This is a genomic window from Streptomyces gamaensis (assembly GCF_042656465.1).
In the GTDB taxonomy this organism is placed as follows: Bacteria; Actinomycetota; Actinomycetes; order Streptomycetales; family Streptomycetaceae; genus Streptomyces; species Streptomyces gamaensis.
The window spans coordinates 23,652-44,561 of sequence record NZ_JBHSPB010000008.1; the positions used below are offsets into that span (position 1 = coordinate 23,652).

The window sequence follows — 20,910 nt, forward strand, 5'->3', positions numbered from 1 at the left end:
GGGGCCGCGGGCGCCGCGGCTGCGCGGCGGGCGGGTTCGGAGAGACCATGGAAGGCACTGCGACGCGCGGGCCGCACCACCTGCTGCGGGCGGAAGGAGGGACGGCCTCGATGGACCCGAAGCGCACCGGCGACGCCTCCGGCCCCCGGCCCGGCCCGCCCTCCGGCCCGGCCCGGGAAGCGGGCGGACTGCTGGACGTCCTGAGCGTGGCCGCCGTGGTGCTCGACCGGCGCGGCCGCATCGTCCTGTGGAGCCCGCAGGCCCAGGACCTCTTCGGCTGGAGCCCCGCCGAGGCGCTGGGCCGCTACGCCGCCCGCCTCCTGGTCGACGAGGAGCACGTCGAGGAGGTCCTGGAGCTCTTCGCCGACGTCATGAGCGGCGAGAGCTGGGCCGGGGTCTTCCCCGCCCGCCGCAAGGACGGCACCTCACGGCTCACCGAGTTCCGCAATATGCGCCTGGAGGGCCGGCACGGCGACTTCTACGCCCTGGGCATGGCCACCGACCACGAGGTGCTGCGCGAGGTCGAACGCGATCTCGCGCTCTCGCTGCGCCTGGTCGCCCAGTCCCCGATCGGGCTCGCCGTCCTCGACACCGACCTGCGCTTCCTGCTCGTCAACCCCACCCTGGAGCGCATCCACGGAGTCCCCGCCGCCGACCACCTCGGCCGCCGCGTCCGCGAGGCCCTGCCCTTCGCCGACGTCGACCGCATCGAACGCGACCTGACCGGCGTCCTGCGCACCGGCACCCCCGTCCTGGACCGCTTCGTCCTCGGCCGCGCGGGCGGCGGCGCCACCGACGACCAGGCCCAGCTCGTGTCGTACTACCGCCTGGAGGACCCCGGCGGCCGCGTCCTGGGACTCGCCACCTCCGTCGTCGACATCACCGAACGCAACCGCGCGGCCACCGACGCCCGCCGCCGGCTCGCCCTGATCGCCGACGCCTCCGTCCTCATCGGCACCACCCTCGACCTCGACCAGACCGCTCACGAACTCGCCGACGTGGTCGTGCCCGACCTCGCCGACTTCGCCGCCGTCGACGTCCTGGACACCGCGCTCGACGGGATCCGCCCCGCCTCCTCCGCCAGGGCCGCCGCCGTCTTCCGCGCCCTGGCCGTCGCCTCCGTCGGCCCGGTCGGCGGGGCCGGCGCCGTCGACCCCGCGCGCGCCGCCGACCCGCCCGGGGAGATCGCGAAATACGACGCCGACCGGCTCGTCACCCAGTGCGTGACCACCGGCCGCCCCGTGCACCTGCCGCACGTACGGCCCCAGGACCTGCCGCGCATCGCCCGCGACGCGGACGCCGCCGAACTGCTCGCCCGCGCCGGAGTCCACTCCTACATGGCCGTCCCCCTCATCGCCCGCGGCGAGGTGCTCGGCGCCCTGGACCTCAAACGCACCGGCAACCCGCGCCCCTTCAGCGAGGACGACGTCGTCCTCGCCGGCGAACTGGCCGCCCGCGCCGCCGTGTGCATCGACAACGCACGCTGGTACCAGCGCGAACGCGCCACCACCGTGACCCTCCAACGCAATCTGCTCCCGCAGCGCCCCCCGCACCTGCCCGGACTGCGGATCGCCTCCCGCTACCAGCCCGCGGGCGCCGCCGGAAAGGTCGGCGGCGACTGGTTCGACGCCATCCCGCAGGACGACGGCAGCGGCGCCCTGGTCATCGGCGACGTCATGGGCAGCGGTCTGAGCGCGGCCGCCGCCATGGGCCAGCTGCGCACCGCCGCCCGCACCCTCTCCGGCCTCGGCCTGGACCCGGCCCAGGTCCTGGACCACCTCGACCGCACCGCCGCAGGCCTGGACCAGATGATCGCCACGTGCGTGTACGCCGTCTACGACCCGCGCCGCGCCCGCTGCCAGCTCGCCTGCGCCGGACACCTGCCGCCCGTGATCGTCCGCTCCGGCCACCGGCCCGCCCTGGTCGACCTGCCCACCGGCGCGCCCCTCGGTGTGGGCGGCGTGCGCTTCGAGAGCGTCACCGTGGAGCTCGCGCCCGGCGACGAACTCGTGCTGTACACCGACGGGTTGGTCGAGACCCGCGACGAGGCCATCGACCGCCGCCTGGGCGCGTTGTGCGAGGCCCTCGCCCACGCCCCGGCGGATCTGGAGGCCACCTGCGATCTGCTGCTGGCGGATCTGTGCGGGCACGACGACGACGTGGCCCTGCTGATCGCCCGGGTCGCGGACGGGGCCGGCTGACCTTCCCGGCAGGGCACGGCGGGGTGCGGGGGTGCGGGGGTGCGGGGGTGCGGCCCCGGAAGACCTAGGGCAGTTCACCCGGCGTCGGATACGAAGGCTGCGCCCCCGCCTTCGTCACCGAGGCCGCCCCCACGCGCACCGCGAAGCGCACCGCGTCCGCCAGCGCTTCCCCGGCCGCGAGCCGGGTGGCCAGGGCTCCCGTGAAGGCGTCGCCCGCGCCCGTGGTGTCGACGGCCGTCACCGGCACGCCCGCGACCGCGACCGTCCCCCCGTCGTCGGCGGCCAGCGCCCCGTCACCGCCGAGGGTGACCACCACGGAGCGGGCGCCCAGCGCGCGCAGCGCCCCGGCCCACTCGGCCGGGCCGCCGTCCGCGCGCCCCGACAGCTGCCGTGCCTCGTGCTCGTTGACCACCAACGGGTCGGCGGCGGCGAGGAGTTCGCCCTCCAGCCGCTCCGGCGCCGGAGAGGGGTTGAGCACGACGCGGGTGCCGCACTCCCGGGCCAGCGCGACGGCCGTCCGTACCGTCTCCGGCGGGATCTCCCACTGCAGCGAGACCACCGACGCCGCCGCCACGGCCTCGCGGGCGTCCGTCACATCGGCGGGGGAGAGCCGGGCGTTGGCGCCGGGGGAGACCACGATGCTGTTGTCCCCGTCCGGGCCGACCACGATCATCGCGGTGCCGGTCCGGGCCCCCCGCTCCACCAGCACGTGCCGCAGCTCCGTGCCGGCCGCGCGCTGGCCCGCCAGCAGCAGTTCGCCGAACGCGTCGTCACCGACCTTGGCCAGCAGGGCCGTTCGGGCTCCCAGCCGGGCCGCGGCGGCCGCCTGGTTGGCGCCCTTGCCGCCGGCCGACTCCACCAGGTCGGAGCCGAGCACGGTCTCGCCCGCCCCCGGCCGCCGGGCCACCCGCACCGTCAGATCCGCGTTGGCCGAGCCGACCACCAGCACGTCGTACGCGCGCTTCCCGCTCACCGTCACCTCACCGTTCACTGTCACCACACCAGCCTGCCAGAGGCCGCGGCCGCCCCGTCGTGCGGTGCGTCAGCCGCCGAACCCCGCCGCGTTCTCCCGTGTCACGAGGACCACGGGCACCTTCACCTGAGGGGGCAGCTTCTCGCCGGAGGCGGCCTTGAGGGCCCAGTCCACCGCCTGCCTGCCCAGCAGCCTCGGCTGCTGGGCGACGGTCGCGCTCAGCGTGCCCGCGCGGACGGCCGCGATGCCGTCCGGGGTCCCGTCGAAGCCCACGACCTTCACGTCCTTTCCGGACGCGGCCCCCAGCGCCTTCGCCGCGCCCAGCGCCATCTCGTCGTTGGCCGCGAAGACCCCCGTCAGATCCCGGTGCGCCTGGAGGATGTTGGCCATCACGTCCATGCCCTTGGCGCGGTCGAAGTCGGCGGGCTGCCGGGCGACGACCTCGATGCCCGGAAAGGCCGCGATGCCCTCCTCGAAGCCCCGGCCGCGCTCCCGGGCCGCCGAGGTGCCGGGCTGCCCTTCGAGGAAGGCCACCTTCCCCCTGCCGCCGAGGGACTCGGCGAGTGTCCGCGCGGCCAGCCGCCCGCCCGCGGCATTGTCGGAGGCGATCGTCGAGCCCACCGTGCCGCCGCTCACACCCCGGTCGATGGAGACGACCGGCACGCCGGCGCGGTTGGCCGCGCCCACCGCGGGCACCGCCGCGTCCGAGTCGACCGGGTTGATGATGGCCGCCTTGACGTTCTGGCTGGTGAACGTCTCCATCTGATTGATCTGCTGCGTCGGGTCGTTCTGCGCGTCCGTGATGTTGATCTTCAGTCCGCGGGCCGCCGCCTCCGCCTGCGCGCCCTCCTTGATGCCCACGAAGAAGGGGTTGTTCATCGTCGACAGCGCGAGCCCCAGGTCCGTGTGCCCGCCCCGGTCGCAGCCGCCGACCGCGGCGACCGCCGCGAGGACCACCGCGGGGACGGCCGTCCGGCGCGCCCTCACCGCGCGCTCCGGCGGCGCAGCGTGTCCAGCAGCACGGCCAGCGCGATCACCAGCCCCGTCGCGACCTGCTGCCAGAAGGCCGACACACTCAGCAGGTTGAGACCGTTGCGCAGCACGGCGAGGATCAGCGCGCCGATGAGCGTGCCGGAGGCCTTGCCCGAGCCGCCCGACAGACTCGCCCCGCCGATGACGACGGCGGCGATCGCGTCCAGTTCGTAGCCGACGGCGGCCTGCGGCTGCGCCGAGGTCAGCCGCGCGGCCAGCACGATCCCGGCGACGGCCGCGAACAGCCCGGACAGCGCGTAGATCACGAGCTTGCGGCGGCGGACGTCGATGCCCGACAGCCGGGCCGCCTCCTCGTTGCCGCCGATCGCGAACATCGTGCGGCCCGTGTACGTACGGGCCAGGACCAGCGCCGCGAGCAGCCCCATGACCACCATGACGAGCACCGGCACCGGCAGCCAGCCGCCGAGGGTGTCACCGAGCCGGCTGACGGAGGAGGGGAAGGCGATGGGGGAGCCGCCGGAGATCACCAGGGCCAGGCCGCGCCCGACCGAGAGCATCGCCAGCGTGGCGATGAAGGCCGGCAGCCGCCCGTAGGCGACCAGCGCGCCGGAGACGAGCCCGGCCAGCGCGCCGACCGCGAGGCCCAGCAGCACCGCGAGCCACACCGGTATGCCCTCGCGCGCCGCCGCCCACGCGAGCACGGTCGCCGAGAGCGCCGCGACGGAACCGACGGACAGATCGATGCCCGCCGAGACGATCACGAACGTCACACCGAAGGCGAGGACCGCCGTCACCGACGCCTGCACGCCCACGTTCAGCAGGTTCTGCCCGTTGAGGAAGTCCCGCGAGAGCACCGCCATCACCACGACGAGCGCGAGCAGCCCGCCCAGCGGGCCGTTGCGCAGCACCGCTCTCGTCACCCACTGCCCGGGACCGCTCCCGGGCGCCCGCAGCACCTCAGCCGACATCGGAGCCCTCCATCGCGCTTCGATCGTTCACGTTGCCGCCGCCCCCGAACTCCGCTGGGGTGAGCGCCAGTTCCATCACCGCGTCCTGGGTGGCCGCCTCCCCGGACAGCTCGCCGGCGAGCCGTCCCTGGGACATCACCAGCACCCGGTCGCTCATCCCCAGCACCTCCGGCAGATCGCTGGAGATCATCAGCACTCCGCAGCCCGCGGCGGTGAGTTCATTGACGAGCCGGTAGATCTCGACCTTCGCGCCCACGTCGACGCCCCGCGTCGGCTCGTCGAGGATCAGCAGCCGTACGTCGGCCAGCAGCCACTTGCCGATGACGATCTTCTGCTGGTTGCCGCCGGACAGGGTGCGCGCCGGCTGCTCCAGCCCGCTCATGCGCACCTTCAGCCGCTCGGCGACCGAGGCTGCGGCCCGGCGCTGCGCGCGCCGGTCGACGAACCCGCCCCGGGCGTCGCGCTCCAGCCGGGCCAGGGTGAGATTGTCGCTCAACGGGGCGTCCAGCAGCAGCCCTTGTCCCTTGCGGTCCTCGGGGACGAGCCCGAGCCCGGCCCGCATCGCGGCCCGGACGTCGCCGCGCGCGAGGACCTGCCCGTCGACCTCCACGGTCCCCGCCTCGTAGCGGTCCACGCCGAACAGCGCCCGCGCCACCTCGGTACGGCCCGCGCCCACCAGCCCCGCGAGCCCCACGACCTCGCCGGCCCGCACCTCGAAGCCCACCTCGCGGAACCCGCGCGGCCCACGCCGGGTCAGCCCGCGCACCCGCAGCAGCGGCGCCCCGGCCGCCCCGGGCCGTACGCGTGGGTACTGCTCGGCGATGTCGCGGCCCACCATCAGCCGGATCAGCTCGTCCTCGGCGGTGCTCGCGGGCACCTCGGCCACCGACCGCCCGTCGCGCAGCACCGTCACCCGGTCACCGAGCGCGGCGATCTCCTCCAGGTGGTGGGTGATGAAGACGATCCCCACGCCGCCCGCGCGCAGCTCGCGCACGATGCCGAAGAGCGTGTCCACCTCCCGCGCGGTGAGCACCGCCGTCGGCTCGTCCATGATCAGCACCCGGGCGTCGAGGCTCAGCGCCTTGGCGATCTCGACCATCTGCAGCTGGGCGACGCCGAGTTCACGCACCGGGGCGGCGGGGGAGACGTCCAGGCGCACCCGGCGCAGGAGGTCCGCGGCGCGCGAGCGCATCGCCCGTCTGTCGACCAGGCCGAGCCGGGTGCGCGGCTGCCGCCCCAGGAAGATGTTCTCCGCGACACTCAACTCGGGGACGAGCGTGAACTCCTGATGGATCGTCGCGATGCCGAGCCGCTCGGCGTCCTGCGCGGAGCGGATGTCCACCGGCGCGCCGTCGAGGAGGACACGGCCCGTATCGGGCCGGTGCGCGCCGGAGAGCATCTTGATCAGGGTGCTCTTGCCGGCCCCGTTCTCGCCGAGCAGGACGTGCACCTCGCCGGCGCGCAGCGCGAGGTCCACGCCGTCCAGGGCACGTACGCCCGGGAACGACTTGGTCACTGCTGCCACGCGCAGCACCTCGCGCCGCCCGTCCGGTCCGCCGTCGTGGACGCCGGTCATGCGCTGCCCCTTCCTCGTGCCTGTGCCGTGGGCTGTTCGCCGCAGGAGCGGCGCGGTACCAGGCGCGCGGGCAGCAGCACCGACGGCGCCTCGCGGCCCTCTATGCGCTCCAGCAGGGTGTGCACGGCGGCCCGTCCCAGCTCCCGCGTCGGCTGCGCGACGGCGGTGAGGGGCGGGTCGGTGTGCGCGAACCACGCCACGTCGTCGTAGGCGACGAGCGCCACGTCGCCGGGGACGCGCAGCCCGCGTGCCCGTATCTCGTCCAGGGCGCCCAGCGCCATCAGATTGTCGGTGGCCAGCACCGCGTCCGGCGGCTCGGGCAGCTCCAGCAGCTCACGCATCACCCGCCGGCCGCCCTCGGGCCGCAGGTCCGGCGCGGAGCCGACGCGGGCGTCCGGCAGCGGCACGCCGTGCGCGGCCAGGGCCGTACGGAACAGCTCCAGCCGCTCGTCCCCGGTGGGCGTCCCGGCCGGCGCCACGATCACCGCGGGCCTGCGGCGGCCCAACGCGGTCAGATGCGCGGCGAGTTCGGCGAGCGCCGCGCTGCCCTCGGCCCGGACGCAGGGGGCGGCGAGGCCGGGCAGGGCGCGGTCGAGGAGAACGAGCGGCGTGTGTGCCGCGAGCACCTCGCGCAGCACCGCGGACCCGGTGCCGGCGGAGGAGACCAGCAGTCCGTCGATGCGCCGGTCGAGCAGCGTGCGCAGCTGGTCGTCCTGCTGCTCGGGGCTCTCCCCGGCGTTGCCGATGATCAGGCTGTAGCCCAGGCTCCGGGCCTCCTGCTCGACGGCGTCGGCGAGTTCGGTGAAGAAGGGGTTGCGCAGATCGCTGATGACGAGCCCGAGTGTGCGGGTCCGCGCGGTGCGCAGCGCGCGGGCGAGGACGTTGGGCCGGTAGCCCAGCTCGCGGACGGCGGCCAGCACCTTCTCGCGGGTCGCGGGCACGGGGGAGCGGCCGTTGAGCACGCGGGAGACGGTGGCGACGGAGACCCCGGCACGCTCGGCCACGTCCTTGATGTTCGCCATGCGGCCGCCTCCGGCAGGGGAATGTGTAATCGATTTCGCGGGGTCAGGTAATCGATTACACGCCGGGGGCGTCAAGACATCGGCGATGTGGCACGCGTCACGCGGCGCTGCGGCGGGGGCGGCGTCGGCCCTGCCGGCGTCAGCCCTCCCAGTGCCACTGCGCGACCTCCGGCAGGTCCGTGCCGTGCTCGCGGATCCACGCGTGGTGCCGGGTGCGGGCGTCCGCCATCGACTGCCGTACGGCCGCTGCTTGTTCGCCCAGCTGCGGGACGCGGTCGACGACGTCCATCACCAGCCGGTAGCGGTCCAGGTCGTTGCGGACGACCATGTCGAACGGGGTGGTCGTCGTCCCCGACTCCTTGTAGCCGCGCACGTGCAGATTCGCGTGCCCGGTCCGGCGGTAGGCGATCCGGTGCACCAGCCACGGATAGCCGTGGTACGCGAAGATCACCGGCTTGTCCCGGGTGAACAGCGCGTCGTACTCCGCCGCCGGCATCCCGTGCGGATGCTCCTCCGCCGGGAACAGTCGTGTCAGGTCGACCACGTTGACGACCCGTACGGCCAGGGCCGGCAGCAGCCGCCGCAGCAACTGCGCGGCCGCCAGCACCTCCTGCGTGGGAACGTCACCGGCGCAGGCGAGCACCACGTCCGGCGGCCCGCCGCCGCGCTCGCTGCCCGCCCACTCCCACACCCCCGCCCCCCGTGCGCAGTGCGCCCGCGCCGCTTCGAGGTCCAGCCAGTCGAAACAGGGCTGCTTGCCCGCCACCACGACATTGACGAGGTCGCGGCCGCGCAGCACGTGATCGGCCACGCACAGCAGCGAGTTGGCGTCCGGGGGCAGATAGACGCGCACCACCTCCGGGGCCTTGTTGAGCACGTGGTCGACGAAGCCGGGGTCCTGGTGCGAGAAGCCGTTGTGGTCCTGGCGCCACACGTGCGAGGTCAGCAGGTAGTTGAGCGAGGGGACGGGCCGCCGCCAGGGGAGGGTACGGGCGGTGCGCAGCCACTTGATGTGCTGGGCGGCCATGGAGTCGACGATGGAGGCGAACGCCTCGTAGCAGGAGAACAGACCATGACGTCCCGTCAGGACATAGCCCTCCAGCCAGCCTTGGCAGAGATGTTCGGAGAGCGCCTCGACGACGCGGCCGTCGCGGTCCAGATGCTCGTCGGTCGGCAGGATCTCCTCCTGCCAGGCCTTGCCGGTCGCCGCGTAGAGGGCGTCGAGCCGGTTGGAGGCGGTCTCGTCCGGGCCGACGACCCGGAAGTCGCGGCTGTCCCGGGTGTCGGCCATGACCTGGGCGAGGAACCCGCCGAGCACCCGGGTGGGTTCGTGCAGCGTGGCGCCGGGCGCGGTGACCGGCACCGCGTACGCCTCCAGCGGCGGCAGGGGCAGCGAGCAGGTGAGCAGGCCGCCGTTGGCGTGGGGGTTCGCACCCAGCCTGCGGTTGCCCCCGGGGACGCAGGCCAGCACCTGCGGGCGGGGCCGGCCGTGCTCGTCGAAGAGCTCCTGCGGCCGGTACGAGCGCAGCCACTCCTCCAACTGCCGCAGGTGACCGGGGTTTTCCCGGACCCGGTCGAGCGGCACCTGGTGGGCGCGCCAGGTGCCCTCGACGGGCAGGCCGTCCACCTCGGCCGGACCGGTCCAGCCCTTGGGGGTGCGCAGCACGATCATCGGCCAGTGCGGGCGGTCGCGCACACCGTCCTCGCGGGCGATGCGCTGGGCGACGGCGATGTGCTCCAGCGCCTTGTCCAGCGCGCCCGCCAACGCCCGGTGCACCTGGAGCGGTTCGTCCCCGGTGACGTACAGCGGCTCGTGCCCGTAGCCGCGCAGCAGCCGGTCCAGCTCGGCCTCGGGCAGCCGGGCGAGCACCGCCGGCCCGGCGATCTTGTAGCCGTTCAGGTGCAGTACGGGCAGCACCGCGCCGTCGTGCACCGGGTCGAGGAACTTGTCGCCGTGCCAGGAAGCGGCCAGCGGCCCCGTCTCCGCCTCGCCGTCGCCGACGACGCAGAAGACGACCAGACCGGGGTTGTCGAAGGCGGCCCCGTAGGCGTGCGCGAGGCTGTACCCCAGCTCCCCGCCCTCGTGGATGGACCCGGGCGTCTGCGGCGCCACATGGCTGGGCACCCCGCCGGGGAAGGAGAACTGCCGGAACAGCCGCTCCATCCCCTCCGCGTCGCGGCCCACGTCCGGATACACCTCGCTGTAGCTGCCGTCCAGCCAGGAGCCCGCCAGCACGGCCGGCCCGCCGTGCCCCGGCCCCCACACGCACAGGGCGTCCAACTCCCGTCTGCGCACGACCCTGTTGATGTGCGTGTACAGCAGGTTCAGCCCCGGGGAGGTGCCCCAGTGACCCAGGATCCGGGGCTTGATGTGCTCGGGCTCCAGCGGCACCGCCAGCAGGGGATTGCTCAGCAGATACAGCTGGCCGACGCACAGATAGTTCGCGGCACGCCAGTGGGCGTCCAGGGCCGCCGCCTCGCTCGCGTCGAGCACCTCGGGCAGATCCGGCACGGCGCCTCCTCGGTGCGGACGGCCGGGGCCGTACCGCTCGCCCGTTCCCCCCGCGTTCGAGTACCCGTGCCCGGCGGCGGCAAACGGTCCGCACGGCCCGTGACGCTGTGTGCCCCGGCCGCTGCCCCGGGTCGCGGGAACGCGCGGGGCGAGTGATGCTGAGGGGAACCGAGGCCGGTGGACCGGCACCCGCCCGCGCGGCGCGCGCGACGTTTGCGCCCGCGCGGCGCGGGCAGCCGCACCGTCGAGGAGCCACAGGCCGACGGGCATTCCTTCGCGCATTCCGCAAGGTGCGCAAGAGCGAAGGGAGACACGGTGACCATGGCCGCGACCACGCACCGGCGGCGCACCCGCGACGCCCCCGACACCGCCGAGGCCTTCGCCCGCCTCGCCGCCCTGCCCGCGGGCCCCGAACGCGACCGGCTGCGCCAGGAGGTGACCCTCGCCTGGCTGCCGCTCGCCGAACGCGTCAGCCTGCGCTTCCGCAGCAGCGGCGAGAGCCCCGCCGACCTGCGCCAGGTCGCCGCCCTGGGGCTGGTCAACGCCGTGGACCGGTACGACCCGGGCCTCGGCCACGCCTTCGAGACCTTCGCCGTTCCCACGATCATGGGCGAGCTGCGCCGGCACATCCGCGACCACGCCTGGGCCGTGCACATACCGCGCCGCGACCAGGAGCTGCGCACCGCCGTCCGCTGCGCCCAGGCCCTCCTGGGCCCGCGCGGCCGCGATCCCGCCGATCCCCGGCACCTGGCCGAGCTCGCCGCCGTGAGCGGCCTGAGCGAGGACGAGGTCCGCCGGGGGCTCGCCGCCGAGGGCGTGCACCGCACCGTCTCCCTCGACCAGCCGCCGCCCGGCGCGGGCGAGCTCCCCCTCGCCGAGACCCTGGGCCGCACCGACGGCGCGCTGGAGCTGGTGGTGGACCGGCAGTCCCTCAAACCCCTGCTGAGCGCGCTGCCCGAACGCGAGAGGTACGTCCTGTACTGGCGCTTCTTCGGCAACCTCACCCAGAAGCAGATCGGCGCGCGCCTCGGCGTCTCGCAGATGCAGATCTCCCGCATCCTCAGCCGTACCTGCGCGCGGCTGCGCCGGGAACTGCTGGCCCCGGCCGGCTCCCCGGGCTGAACCGCCCCGCGGGAGCGCCGCGCGGCAACCGGGACATCGATACCCCCGAAACTCCCCGAAACTCCCCGAAAGAACAGGTCACCCCACCATGACGTCCAGCCACACCCACCTGACCCCGGACCTCCCCCCGATCGTCGAGGTCCCCGACCTGCCCGGCGCGCAGCCGCCCCGGCGCTCCCGCAAGGGCGAGGACGCGTCCGGTACGGACGGTCCGGAGGACGGCCCCGCCTCCGCACAAGGACGTGGCGCCCACCAGGAGAACGATGGGCGCCACGGACGCGCGGGCGAGGACTCCGGCGGCTGACTGTGGCCCTCCCCCGCGCGGGCCGTGCGGACGGCGAGTGCCGTCCGCCGGAGGGCCTGCCGCTCAGTCGGCGTTGACGCAGGTGTTGCCGAAGGTCGGGTTCAGCAGCCCGATGATGTCGATGCTGTTCCCGCAGAGGTTCAGCGGGAGGTGGATCGGGACCTGAATGGCGTCCCCGGAGAGGATGCCCGGCGAACCCGCGACCATGCCCTCCGCGTCGGCGGCGGCCACAGCGCTGCCGGCGGAGCCCATGACGGCGCCGCCCGCAGCGAGGGTCAGAGCGGTGGCCTTGGTGAAACGCGACATGCCTAAACCTTTCTCATGTGTGGTGAGCGGCAATTGTTGCGAGCAGGAATGCGGCAAAATGGCCAATCAGGCCGTAATTAACCCGGAAAGGTCAATAAGTCGTATGTGATATGCCGTGCCGGGTGCGGGCGCCGCTGCGCCGGAGGCGTCCCGGGTTTGGTGGGAGCGCCCCCGGCTACGTACCCTTCCGTGGAAGCTCGAATAGAACACACGAACTGGGAACGACAGCGGCGATGACGGCCACACAACAGAGCGCCACACCAGAGAGCAGCGACAGCGCGGCGCAGCGGACCGGCATCGACCCGGAGCGCATGGCGGTCTGCCTGAGCGTGCTCAAGGAGCTCGACGAGCTGCCGGTCGACCACCCCGACGCGATCGAGGTCCGCCGGGCCACCTCCGGCATCTACCGGACGGTCAAGCAGCGCCGCCGGCAGGAACGCCGGGCCGCCAAGACCGCCCACGACAAGGCCGTCACCGAGGCCACCGCCACCGGCGCCGCCGACCGCATCGACGACGAGACGCGCGGCATACCGCTCGCCGCCACCTCGACGGCGCAGATCGTCGGCGTGCTGCAGCGCCCCCGGTCCTGCTACATCTGCAAGGACCGCTACACCGAGGTCGACGCCTTCTACCACCAGCTGTGCGGGCCCTGCGCGGCCGCCAACCGGGCACGCCGCGACGCCCGCGCCGATCTGACCGGGCGCCGCGCGCTGCTCACCGGCGGCCGGGCGAAGATCGGCATGTACATCGCGCTGCGGCTGCTGCGCGACGGCGCCCACACCACCGTCACCACGCGCTTCCCCAACGACGCCATCCGCCGCTTCAAGGCCATGGAGGACAGCGCGGACTGGCTGCACCGGCTGAAGATCGTCGGCATCGATCTGCGCGACCCGGCGCAGGTCGTCGCCCTGGCCGACTCCGTGGCCGCCGCCGGACCCCTCGACATCCTGATCAACAACGCGGCCCAGACCGTGCGCCGTTCGCCCGCCGCCTACCGCGAGCTCGTCACCGCCGAGTCCGCCCCGCTGCCGGCCGGTGAGCTGCCGGAGGCGGAGGTCTTCGGCGCCTTCGGCAGCGGAGCCCAGCCCGAGCTGCCGGCCCCGGCCGGAGCGCGCCACGACGAGCTCTCCCCGCAGGCCCTCACCGAGCTCGCGCTCACCAGCGGCTCGGCCTCCCTGGCCCGGGTCGAGGCCGGCACCGCGATCGACGCGGGCGGGCTCGTACCCGACCTCGACGCCTCCAACACCTGGGTGCAGAACGTCGGCGAGGTCGACCCCGTCGAGCTCCTCGAAGTCCAGCTGTGCAACGTGACCGCGCCGTTCGTCCTCGTCAACCGGCTGCGCCCGGCGATGGCCGCGTCCCCCGCGCGCCGCAAGTACATCGTCAACGTCTCCGCGATGGAGGGCGTCTTCAGCCGCGGCTACAAGGGCTCCGGTCACCCGCACACCAACATGGCCAAGGCCGCCCTGAACATGCTCACGCGCACCAGCGCCCAGGAGATGTTCCAGACCGACGGCATCCTGATGACCAGCGTCGACACCGGCTGGATCACGGACGAGCGACCGCACCCGGACAAGGTGCGCCTCGCCGAGGCCGGCTTCCACGCCCCGCTCGATCTCGTCGACGGCGCGGCCCGCGTCTACGACCCGATCGTGCGCGGCGAGGCCGGCGAGGACCTCTACGGCTGCTTCCTGAAGGACTACCGGCCCGCCGGCTGGTAACCCCCTTGCGCCCACGGGCCGTTCGGACACCCGGTCCGGACGGCCCGTCGCCGTGCGTCAGGCGGCGCGGCCACGCGCGCGGGGATGCAGGGCCGCGCGGTGCAGCGGTGCCGAGGGGTCGATCGAGACGTCCAGCGGTGCCGGCTCGGCGCCCGCGCGCACCAGCAGATCGCCGACCGCCGCGACCATCGCGCCGTTGTCGGTGCACAAGGAGAGCGGCGGCACCCGCAGGGCGATCCCGGCGGCCGCGCAGCGCTCCTCGGCCAGCGCCCGCACCCGCGAGTTCGCGGCCACCCCGCCGACCACCACCAGCGTGCCGACCCCGTACTCGGCGCACGCCGCCACCGCCTTGCGGGTCAGTACGTCCGCCACCGCCTCCTGCAGCGCGGCCGCGCCGTCCGCGACGGGCAACTCCCGTCCGCTCGCCCGGTGTTGCTCCGCCCAGCGGGCCGCCGCCGTCTTCAGGCCCGAGAAGGAGAACGCGTACGCCGCGTCGCGCGGGCCCGTCAGCGGGCGCGGGAAGGCCACCGCCCGCGGATCGCCCGCGCGGGCCGCCCGGTCGACGGCCGGGCCGCCGGGATACGGCAGGCCGAAGACCCGGGCCACCTTGTCGAAGCACTCGCCGGCCGCGTCGTCCAGGGTGTCGCCGAGGTGCGCGATCGGATCACGCGCCAGATCCCGTACGAGCAGCAGCGAGGTGTGGCCGCCGGAGACGATCAGCACCACGCACGGGTTCGGCAGCGGGCCGTGCTCCAGGGTGTCGACGGCCACGTGCCCGGCCAGGTGGTGCACCCCGTACAGCGGCACCCCCAGCGCGTACGCCAGGCCCTTCGCGGCACTGACACCCACCTGCAGGGCGCCCGACAGACCGGGGCCCGTCGTCACCGCGACCGCGCCGATGTCCCGCATCGCGAGCCCCGCGTCGGCCAGCGCGGCACGCACCACGGGCGCCGCCGCGTGCACGTGCGCGCGGGCCGCGATCTCCGGCACGACCCCGCCGAAGCGGGCGTGCTCGTCCATGCTGGAAGCCACCGCGTGCCCCAGCAGCCGCCCCTCGCGCACGAGACCGGCACCGGTCTCGTCGCAGGACGACTCGATCCCCAGCACCACCGGTGCCCGCTCCACCACGCCGCTCCTCCTGCCTTGAATACGCAATTGCACATTCTATGCAACAAGCTCGGGGCCGGTCCCGGGCGCGGGGGCGTCACCGCAGGTCAGTAGAGTGCCCGTGATCCATCGAGTGATCCCCTGCCTGTGATCTCCTACGTACGAGGTGCGCCCCGTGAGCCAGGTCCCCGTGACGGTCGTCGGCATCGGAGCCGACGGCTGGCCCGGACTCGCCCCCACCGCGCGGGAAGCGCTGCGCGGCGCCGACGTGCTGATCGGCGGCCCCCGCCAGCTCGGCCTGCTCCCGCCCGAGTGCGCGGGCGAACGCGTCGCCTGGCCCTCGCCGCTGCGCCCCGCCGTGCCGGGGCTGCTCGCCGCGCACTCCGGACGGCGGGTGTGCGTCCTCGCCAGCGGCGACCCCATGTTCTTCGGCATCGGCCGCACCCTGGCCGAGACCGTCGGCACCGACGCCCTGCACGTCCTGCCGCACCCCTCGTCCGTCTCCCACGCCTGCGCCCGCCTCGGCTGGCCACTGGAACGCACCGAGGTCGTCAGCGCCGTCGGCCGGCCCCTCGCCGCGCTCGCCGCCGCGCTGCACGACGGGGTCCGGCTGCTCGTCCTCAGCGCCGGCGCCGCGACCCCCGCCGAGACCGCCGCCCTGCTGCGCGAACGCGGCTACGGACCGAGCCGGCTCACCGTCCTCGAACAGCTCGGCGCGCCCGGCGAACGCGCCGTCACCGGCACCGCGCGGGACTGGCCGCACCCGCCCGGCGACGCCCTCAACGTCGTCGCCGTCGAGTGCCGCCGCGCCCCGGACGCCCCGCGGCTGGCTCTCACCCCGGGCCTGCCCGACGAATCCTTCGAGCACGACGGCCAGTTGACGAAGCGGCACATCCGCGCCGCCACCCTCGCCGCCCTCGCGCCCGCCCCCGGCGAACTGCTGTGGGACGTCGGCGGCGGCTCCGGCTCCATCGGCATCGAGTGGATGCGCGCCCACCCGGACTGCCGCGCGGTGACCGTCGAACGCGATCCCGTACGGGCCGCGCGCATCACCCGCAACGCCGAGACCCTCGGTGTGCCCTCCCTGCGCGTGGTCACCGGGGCCGCGCCCGCCGCACTCGGCCAACTGCCCACGCCCGACGCGGTGTTCATCGGCGGCGGGCTCACCGCCCCCGGGCTGCTGGCCGCCTGCTGGGACGCCCTGCCGCCCGGCGGACGGCTCGTCGCCAACACCGTCACCCTGGAGTCAGAGGCACTGCTCGCCGACTGGTACCGGCGCGTCGGCGGCGAACTGACCCGCCTCGCCGTCTCCCACGCCGCCGCCGTCGGTAACTTCACCGGCTGGCGGCAGGCGATGCCGGTCACCCAGTGGTCCGTCACCAAGCCCGCGGGCGAGCACCCCGCACACCCTGCTCGTCCCGCACGTCCCGCATGTCCCGCACGTCCCGCAGAAGGAGAGATCCGCGCATGACCGTGTACTTCATCGGCGCCGGCCCCGGCGCCGCCGACCTGATCACGGTGCGCGGCGCGCGGACGCTGGCCCGCTGCGGCGTCTGCCTGTACGCGGGCAGCCTCGTGCCCGAGGAACTCCTCGCCGAGTGCCCGCCCGGCGCCCGGCTCGTCGACACCGCCCGCATGGATCTTGACGGGATCACCGCCGAGTTCGTCCGCGCCCACGAGGCCGGACAGGACGTGGCCCGCCTGCACTCCGGCGACCCCGCCGTCTTCAGCGCCGTCGCCGAGCAGATGCGCCGCCTCGACGCGGCCGGCATCCCCTACGAGATCGTCCCCGGCGTGCCCTCCTTCGCCGCCGCGGCGGCCGCGCTCGGCCGCGAGCTGACCGTGCCCACCGTCGGCCAGACCGTCATCCTCACCCGCGTCGCCCAGCAGGCCACCCCGATGCCGCCCGGCGAGGACCTCGCCACCCTCGGCCGCAGCGGCGCCCTCCTCGTCCTGCACCTCGCGGCCCGCCACGCCGACCGCGTCGTCGCCGAACTCCTGCCGCACTACGGCCCCGACTGCCCCGCCGCCGTCGTCGCCATGGCCAGCCGCCCCGACGAACTCGTCCTGCGCGGACCGCTCGCCGGGATCGCGGAACAGATGAGGGCAGCGGGCGTCGTGCGCACCGCCGTCATCCTCGTCGGCCGCGCCCTGGCCGCCGAGCAGTTCCCCGACAGCTACCTGTACTCGACCGACCGCGACCGCACCGACACCCGGTGCGCGGCGTCGGGCCGCGACTGACACGCCACGGGGCGGCCCGGCCGCGCGGACCGGCCGCCCCGGTGCGGCAGCCGCTACTTCGGCGACTGCTACTTCGGCGGTCGCGTGTGCAGCGCGTCGACCTCCCGCTGACCCTTGGCCTCCAACTGCTCGGCCAGCTCCTTCAGCGCCCGGGCACCGGCGAACTCCTCACCGATCCGGGCCTCGTTCGGGTCCGACGGGTGCCGCGTCGCGTGCGCCCGCGATCTGAGTTCCGTACCATCGCGCAGCCGCAGCATCGCGGCCGAGCGCGTACGGTGATCGTTCTCGTCGAATTCCACTTCCACGTGCCAACCGGCAACCTGCGACACGGGGACCACCTCCGAAAACCGCGCGTCACCGGGACGCCGGCACGGTGCACGCCGCGTGGGCGATGCCCGCGGTGGCGCCCGGGCATCCGCTTCCCAGGCTACGACGCGGCACCGGGCGCCGCATGCCCTGGCCCGGGGGGGCGGGCCGGGCGCGGTCAGCGGGGGGCGTCGGGTCTGCGGTGCCTGCCGCGCGGGGGCGGGGGGAAGTCCGGCGCGGGGCGCGCCGTCGGATCCGTGCCGGCGGTCTCCGGATAGAGCAGCCGCCGGGCCTCGGCCAGATTCGCGGCGACCCCCATGGCCTCCCACCCGTAGCCGTTCCACCGGCTGATCAGCCGGGGCGCCTCGGGGTTGACGTGGAAGCCCTGCGGGCCGCCGGCCAGGGTCATCACCCGCAGCCGGCCCCGAAGACGCCGGTCGCGGCGCTCCGCCCAGTCCGTCAGCGGCTCGTCCTCCATCGCGCGCCTTCCTTCCCGCGTCCGGGGTGCCCGGGCCTGTCGGCGTCCGGGTGCCGGAGCAGGAGCCTAGCCGCCGAGGGGCGGCGGTGAATGGCTGTCAATCCGCTTGGCGGCTCGGGGCAGTTGGTGCACCGGTGCCGGGATCCCACCGGCGTGGGACGGGGCGTCTTGTGCTGACGCACATGCGTCCGGGGTGAGCGTATGCGCAGAGCCGGGGGCGGGGCGGGGGAGTGGCGGTGTGAAGGCGGGGTGGCGGGCTGCGGTCGTTGCGCGGGTGCGGGCCGTGGCCGTACGAAGGCGCTTGGACGGGCCGTCGGCCGTCGGGGGTGGGGCGAAGGGTGTGGCCGTGCGGGTTCGCGCCGTACGAAGGCATGCGGGGACGGGCCGTGGGCGCACGAAGGCGCCCTGGACGGGGTCGCCGGCCGCCGGCGACGGGGGCGGGCGGTGGCCCCCCGGGTACGCGGTGGGCCCGGGGCGGGGCAGGGTCAGCGGGCGGCCGGGCCCTTCGGGTCCGCGCGGCCCACGATCGTGCCCGCCCGGTCGATGCAGATCACGTCGACCGCGACCGGAGCCCCGCGCAGCACCGCGAGGGACTCCTCGCGCGCGGCGGCCGCCACGAGGTCGCCCAGCGGCACCCCCCGGGCCGCGCACCGCTGCAGCGCCTCCAGGCCCGTATTGGCCCCGGCGACCGCCTTGCGCAACTCCTCGTCCGCGCCGCCCTGTTGGGCGAGGCCCGCCAGGAGCCCCTTGTCCACCTGCGACCGCGACGAGTGCAGGTCCAGCTGTCCCGCCGCGAGCTTCGACAGCTTCGCGAAACCGCCCGCGATCGTCAGCCGGTCCACGGGGTGCCGGCGGATGTACTTCAGCACCGCGCCCGCGAAGTCGCCCATGTCCAGCAGGGCGTCCTCCGGCAGCCCGTGCACGGCCACCGCGACCTTCTCCGACGTCGAGCCCGTGCACCCCGCCACATGCGTACGGCCCGCCGCGCGCGCCACGTCCACGCCGCGCCGGATGCTGTCGATCCACGCCGAGCACGAGTACGGCACCACGATGCCCGTGGTCCCCAGGATCGAGATCCCGCCCAGGATGCCCAGGCGCGGATTCCACGTGGAACGGGCCAGCTCCTCGCCGTGGTCCACGGACAGCTCGATCTCCACATCGCCCGTGCCGCCGTACCGGGCCGCGACCCGGGCCACGTGCTCGCGCATCATCTGCCGCGGCACGGGATTGACCGCGGGCTCGCCCACGGGCAGCGGCAGCCCGGGCCGGGTGACCGTACCCACGCCCGGGCCGGCCCGGAAGACCACGCCGGAGCCCGGCGGGAGCGGCCGTACCGTGGCGCGGACCGTGGCCCCGTGCGTGACGTCCGGGTCGTCGCCCGCGTCCTTGACCACCGCCGCCATGGCCCGGCCGTCCGTCAACTCCTCGCAGGCCAGGGCGAATCCGGGCGTCTGCCCCTTCGGCAGCGTGATCGTCACCGGGTCCGGGAACTCCCCGGTGAGCAGCGCCGTGTACGCGGCCGTGGTGGCCGCCGTCGCACACGCGCCGGTCGTCCAGCCGTGCCGCAGGCCGGTGCGGGCGAGTTGCGCGGTGCGGCCTGTCGGTGTTTTCGTCTCAGCCAAGGTGATCACCGGCGAGCACGGGATCGCGGCGGTCGACGACGGAAGGGCACCACGTGCGCGAGGAGCGCCACATCCTCATCCTGGGCGGCACCACCGAGGCCCGCCGCCTCGCCGCCGAACTGGCCGGCACCCCCGGGCTGCGCCTCACCAGCTCCCTCGCCGGCCGGGTCACGGCCCCCCGGCTGCCCGCCGGGGACGTCCGCATCGGAGGGTTCGGGGGGCCCGAGGGCCTGGCCCGATGGCTGCGCGAGCAGCGGGTGGACGCGCTCATCGACGCCACGCATCCTTTCGCCGAGAAGATCAGTGCCAATGCGGCGGCCGCCGCCGCCGACGTCCATATTCCCCTGCTCGCCGTGCGGCGCCCCGGGTGGGTACCGGTAGCGGGTGACGACTGGCGCTTCGTCTCCTCCCTGGCCGAGGCGGCGGACGCCCTCCCCGCGCTCGGCTCCCGCGTCTTCCTCACCACCGGCCGCATGGGCCTCGCGTCCTTCGCGCACTGTGAGGAACTGTGGTTCCTCGTACGCTCCGTGGACGCCCCGGAAGGCGCCGTACCCCCGCGCATGTCCGTCCTGCTCGACCGCGGCCCGTTCACCGTGGAGGGCGAGCGGGCGCTGCTGCGGCAGCACGCGATCGAGGTGCTGGTGACGAAGGACAGCGGGGCGACGGCGACCTCCGCGAAGCTCGTCGCGGCGCGCGAGGCGGGCTTGCCGGTGGTCGTGGTGCGGAGGCCGGCGGTGCCGGTGGGGGTGGCGGTGGTGCCGGATGTGGCGGGGGCGGTGGGGTGGGTGTGTGGTTCGGGGTGATCCCTGGTTGTGCAGCCCCTACCGGATGTTTCTGGTCGGGCGGCGGCCTCTCTTGACAAGAGAGGCCGCCGCCCCGGGGATTGAGCTGTTCTGGCCTCGTAAAGCAACTCCGCTAGGAGAATGCGGGGTTGAGGTGAGCAAATGAGATCCTGAAGGCCGCGAGCGCATTCTTGCGGCGGAACAAGCGGCGCCCTTCGCAGGCAGGAAGGGCGCCGCCGGTTCTTCTAGGTGACTGTTACAGCCCCTCTGGGAGAAATCCCTATGACGCCTGAGGGATTTCAGTGATTGTCACTTGTCCGTCCTGCAGGACTTCGGCAAAGAATCCTTCTTCAGGCGAGAAGATCCAGAAGTCGCAGTCGGTTCCCAGGATCTCATCTGCGTGTTCAATCGCCAGATTCGAGGGCAGGAGAACAGAGGGAATCACCAGCGTCCCCCAGAAGATCGCTAGGGTCGTGTTTTTGTAGGCGTGTCGAGACAGTAGTGACTTGAGAAGCTGCACGCCCTCTTCTTCGTTTCCGTACGTAAGCTGTTCGAAGTCAACGTGCCTTTCCCAGTCTACTGAATTAGAAAGACCGTGCGGCAGGCGATTCAGGCTGATAGATTCGAGCTTCTGGCTTTCTGTAAGGCTCAATACCTGAGCCTGCGGCAAACCCTG

The 20,910-nt window shown here is 74.2% G+C and carries 17 protein-coding genes and 1 pseudogene; 7 read left to right on the top strand and 11 right to left on the bottom strand.

What is annotated here, in order from left to right:
- Positions 1 to 110 precede the first annotated feature (110 nt).
- Positions 111 to 2,201 carry a SpoIIE family protein phosphatase gene (locus ACFP1Z_RS14800; protein ID WP_390317023.1) on the top strand — a complete coding sequence of 697 codons (2,091 nt, stop codon included), beginning with the start codon at positions 111 to 113 and terminating at the stop codon, positions 2,199 to 2,201.
- Positions 2,202 to 2,265: 64 nt separating this feature from the next.
- On the opposite strand, the gene ACFP1Z_RS14805 is transcribed toward ACFP1Z_RS14800, so the two are convergent.
- The 5 genes and pseudogenes from ACFP1Z_RS14805 to ACFP1Z_RS14825 form a co-directional block, all read right to left on the bottom strand.
- Positions 2,266 to 3,198 carry a ribokinase gene (locus ACFP1Z_RS14805; protein ID WP_390316729.1) on the bottom strand — a complete coding sequence of 311 codons (933 nt, stop codon included), beginning with the start codon at positions 3,196 to 3,198 and terminating at the stop codon, positions 2,266 to 2,268.
- 45 nt (positions 3,199 to 3,243) lie between these two features.
- Positions 3,244 to 5,135: pseudogene (locus ACFP1Z_RS14810) on the bottom strand (ABC transporter permease/substrate-binding protein).
- Positions 5,125 to 6,711 (bottom strand): sugar ABC transporter ATP-binding protein, encoded by a 1,587-nt coding sequence (locus tag ACFP1Z_RS14815; RefSeq protein ID WP_390316730.1) that lies wholly within the window; start codon positions 6,709 to 6,711, stop codon positions 5,125 to 5,127. Before ACFP1Z_RS14815 ends, ACFP1Z_RS14810 begins: the two are co-directional and overlap by 11 nt.
- Entirely contained in the window at positions 6,708 to 7,733 is a 1,026-nt protein-coding gene (locus ACFP1Z_RS14820) for a LacI family DNA-binding transcriptional regulator (RefSeq protein ID WP_390316731.1), read from the bottom strand. The genes ACFP1Z_RS14815 and ACFP1Z_RS14820 overlap by 4 nt, the downstream gene beginning before the upstream one ends.
- Before the next feature lie 139 nt (positions 7,734 to 7,872).
- On the bottom strand, positions 7,873 to 10,245 hold the full coding sequence (locus tag ACFP1Z_RS14825; RefSeq protein WP_390316732.1) for a phosphoketolase family protein: 2,373 nt from the start codon (positions 10,243 to 10,245) through the stop codon (positions 7,873 to 7,875).
- 321 nt (positions 10,246 to 10,566) lie between these two features.
- On the opposite strand from ACFP1Z_RS14825, the gene ACFP1Z_RS14830 reads away from it, so the two are divergent.
- Both ACFP1Z_RS14830 and ACFP1Z_RS14835 read left to right on the top strand, forming a co-directional pair.
- Entirely contained in the window at positions 10,567 to 11,367 is an 801-nt protein-coding gene (locus tag ACFP1Z_RS14830; RefSeq protein ID WP_390316733.1) for a sigma-70 family RNA polymerase sigma factor, read from the top strand.
- An 88-nt stretch (positions 11,368 to 11,455) separates the two neighbouring features.
- Complete coding sequence (locus tag ACFP1Z_RS14835; RefSeq protein WP_390316734.1) at positions 11,456 to 11,671, top strand: hypothetical protein; 216 nt, start codon at positions 11,456 to 11,458, stop codon at positions 11,669 to 11,671.
- 63 nt (positions 11,672 to 11,734) lie between these two features.
- On the opposite strand, the gene ACFP1Z_RS14840 is transcribed toward ACFP1Z_RS14835, so the two are convergent.
- Positions 11,735 to 11,977 (bottom strand): chaplin, encoded by a 243-nt coding sequence (locus ACFP1Z_RS14840; protein WP_390316735.1) that lies wholly within the window; start codon positions 11,975 to 11,977, stop codon positions 11,735 to 11,737.
- Between the two features lie 233 nt (positions 11,978 to 12,210).
- Here ACFP1Z_RS14840 and ACFP1Z_RS14845 point away from each other — a divergent pair, with 233 nt between their 5' ends.
- Positions 12,211 to 13,698 carry an SDR family NAD(P)-dependent oxidoreductase gene (locus ACFP1Z_RS14845; RefSeq protein ID WP_390316737.1) on the top strand — a complete coding sequence of 496 codons (1,488 nt, stop codon included), beginning with the start codon at positions 12,211 to 12,213 and terminating at the stop codon, positions 13,696 to 13,698.
- Between the two features lie 57 nt (positions 13,699 to 13,755).
- Here ACFP1Z_RS14845 and tsaD read toward each other — a convergent pair whose 3' ends face one another.
- On the bottom strand, positions 13,756 to 14,808 hold the full coding sequence (tsaD, locus tag ACFP1Z_RS14850; protein WP_390317024.1) for a tRNA (adenosine(37)-N6)-threonylcarbamoyltransferase complex transferase subunit TsaD: 1,053 nt from the start codon (positions 14,806 to 14,808) through the stop codon (positions 13,756 to 13,758).
- A 163-nt stretch (positions 14,809 to 14,971) separates the two neighbouring features.
- Between tsaD and cbiE the strand changes: the two genes are divergently transcribed.
- Both cbiE and cobM read left to right on the top strand, forming a co-directional pair.
- Entirely contained in the window at positions 14,972 to 16,276 is a 1,305-nt protein-coding gene (gene cbiE / locus ACFP1Z_RS14855; protein ID WP_390316738.1) for a precorrin-6y C5,15-methyltransferase (decarboxylating) subunit CbiE, read from the top strand.
- A complete protein-coding gene (gene cobM, locus ACFP1Z_RS14860; protein ID WP_390316740.1) occupies positions 16,273 to 17,046 on the top strand; it encodes a precorrin-4 C(11)-methyltransferase in 774 nt (257 codons plus the stop codon). Before cbiE ends, cobM begins: the two co-directional genes overlap by 4 nt.
- A gap of 68 nt (positions 17,047 to 17,114) precedes the next feature.
- Here cobM and ACFP1Z_RS14865 read toward each other — a convergent pair whose 3' ends face one another.
- From ACFP1Z_RS14865 to ACFP1Z_RS14875, 3 genes are all read right to left on the bottom strand, one after another.
- Positions 17,115 to 17,375 carry a DUF1876 domain-containing protein gene (locus ACFP1Z_RS14865; protein WP_390316741.1) on the bottom strand — a complete coding sequence of 87 codons (261 nt, stop codon included), beginning with the start codon at positions 17,373 to 17,375 and terminating at the stop codon, positions 17,115 to 17,117.
- Positions 17,376 to 17,530: 155 nt separating this feature from the next.
- Positions 17,531 to 17,830, bottom strand: coding sequence for a DUF6087 family protein (locus ACFP1Z_RS14870; RefSeq protein ID WP_390316742.1), 300 nt, complete (start codon positions 17,828 to 17,830; stop codon positions 17,531 to 17,533).
- 485 nt (positions 17,831 to 18,315) lie between these two features.
- Positions 18,316 to 19,458 carry a cobalt-precorrin-5B (C(1))-methyltransferase gene (locus tag ACFP1Z_RS14875; RefSeq protein WP_390317025.1) on the bottom strand — a complete coding sequence of 381 codons (1,143 nt, stop codon included), beginning with the start codon at positions 19,456 to 19,458 and terminating at the stop codon, positions 18,316 to 18,318.
- Between the two features lie 47 nt (positions 19,459 to 19,505).
- On the opposite strand from ACFP1Z_RS14875, the gene ACFP1Z_RS14880 reads away from it, so the two are divergent.
- The gene (locus tag ACFP1Z_RS14880) at positions 19,506 to 20,255 is read left to right on the top strand and encodes a cobalt-precorrin-6A reductase (protein ID WP_390316743.1); all 750 of its coding nucleotides are present in this window, start codon (positions 19,506 to 19,508) and stop codon (positions 20,253 to 20,255) included.
- A gap of 259 nt (positions 20,256 to 20,514) precedes the next feature.
- On the opposite strand, the gene ACFP1Z_RS14885 is transcribed toward ACFP1Z_RS14880, so the two are convergent.
- Positions 20,515 to 20,904 (bottom strand): CDI toxin immunity protein, encoded by a 390-nt coding sequence (locus ACFP1Z_RS14885; RefSeq protein ID WP_390316744.1) that lies wholly within the window; start codon positions 20,902 to 20,904, stop codon positions 20,515 to 20,517.
- Positions 20,905 to 20,910 lie beyond the last annotated feature (6 nt).

Excerpts from the sequence above, each read along its gene's own strand:
- cobM (WP_390316740.1), top strand. The coding sequence starts at position 16,273 with ATGACCGTGTACTTCATCGGCGCCGGCCCCGGCGCCGCCGACCTGATC.
- ACFP1Z_RS14840 (WP_390316735.1), bottom strand. The coding sequence starts at position 11,977 with ATGTCGCGTTTCACCAAGGCCACCGCTCTGACCCTCGCTGCGGGCGGC.
- ACFP1Z_RS14800 (WP_390317023.1), top strand. The coding sequence starts at position 111 with ATGGACCCGAAGCGCACCGGCGACGCCTCCGGCCCCCGGCCCGGCCCG.
- ACFP1Z_RS14815 (WP_390316730.1), bottom strand. The coding sequence starts at position 6,711 with ATGACCGGCGTCCACGACGGCGGACCGGACGGGCGGCGCGAGGTGCTG.
- ACFP1Z_RS14870 (WP_390316742.1), bottom strand. The coding sequence starts at position 17,830 with ATGGAGGACGAGCCGCTGACGGACTGGGCGGAGCGCCGCGACCGGCGT.
- ACFP1Z_RS14820 (WP_390316731.1), bottom strand. The coding sequence starts at position 7,733 with ATGGCGAACATCAAGGACGTGGCCGAGCGTGCCGGGGTCTCCGTCGCC.
- ACFP1Z_RS14845 (WP_390316737.1), top strand. The coding sequence starts at position 12,211 with ATGACGGCCACACAACAGAGCGCCACACCAGAGAGCAGCGACAGCGCG.
- ACFP1Z_RS14835 (WP_390316734.1), top strand. The coding sequence starts at position 11,456 with ATGACGTCCAGCCACACCCACCTGACCCCGGACCTCCCCCCGATCGTC.
- ACFP1Z_RS14830 (WP_390316733.1), top strand. The coding sequence starts at position 10,567 with ATGGCCGCGACCACGCACCGGCGGCGCACCCGCGACGCCCCCGACACC.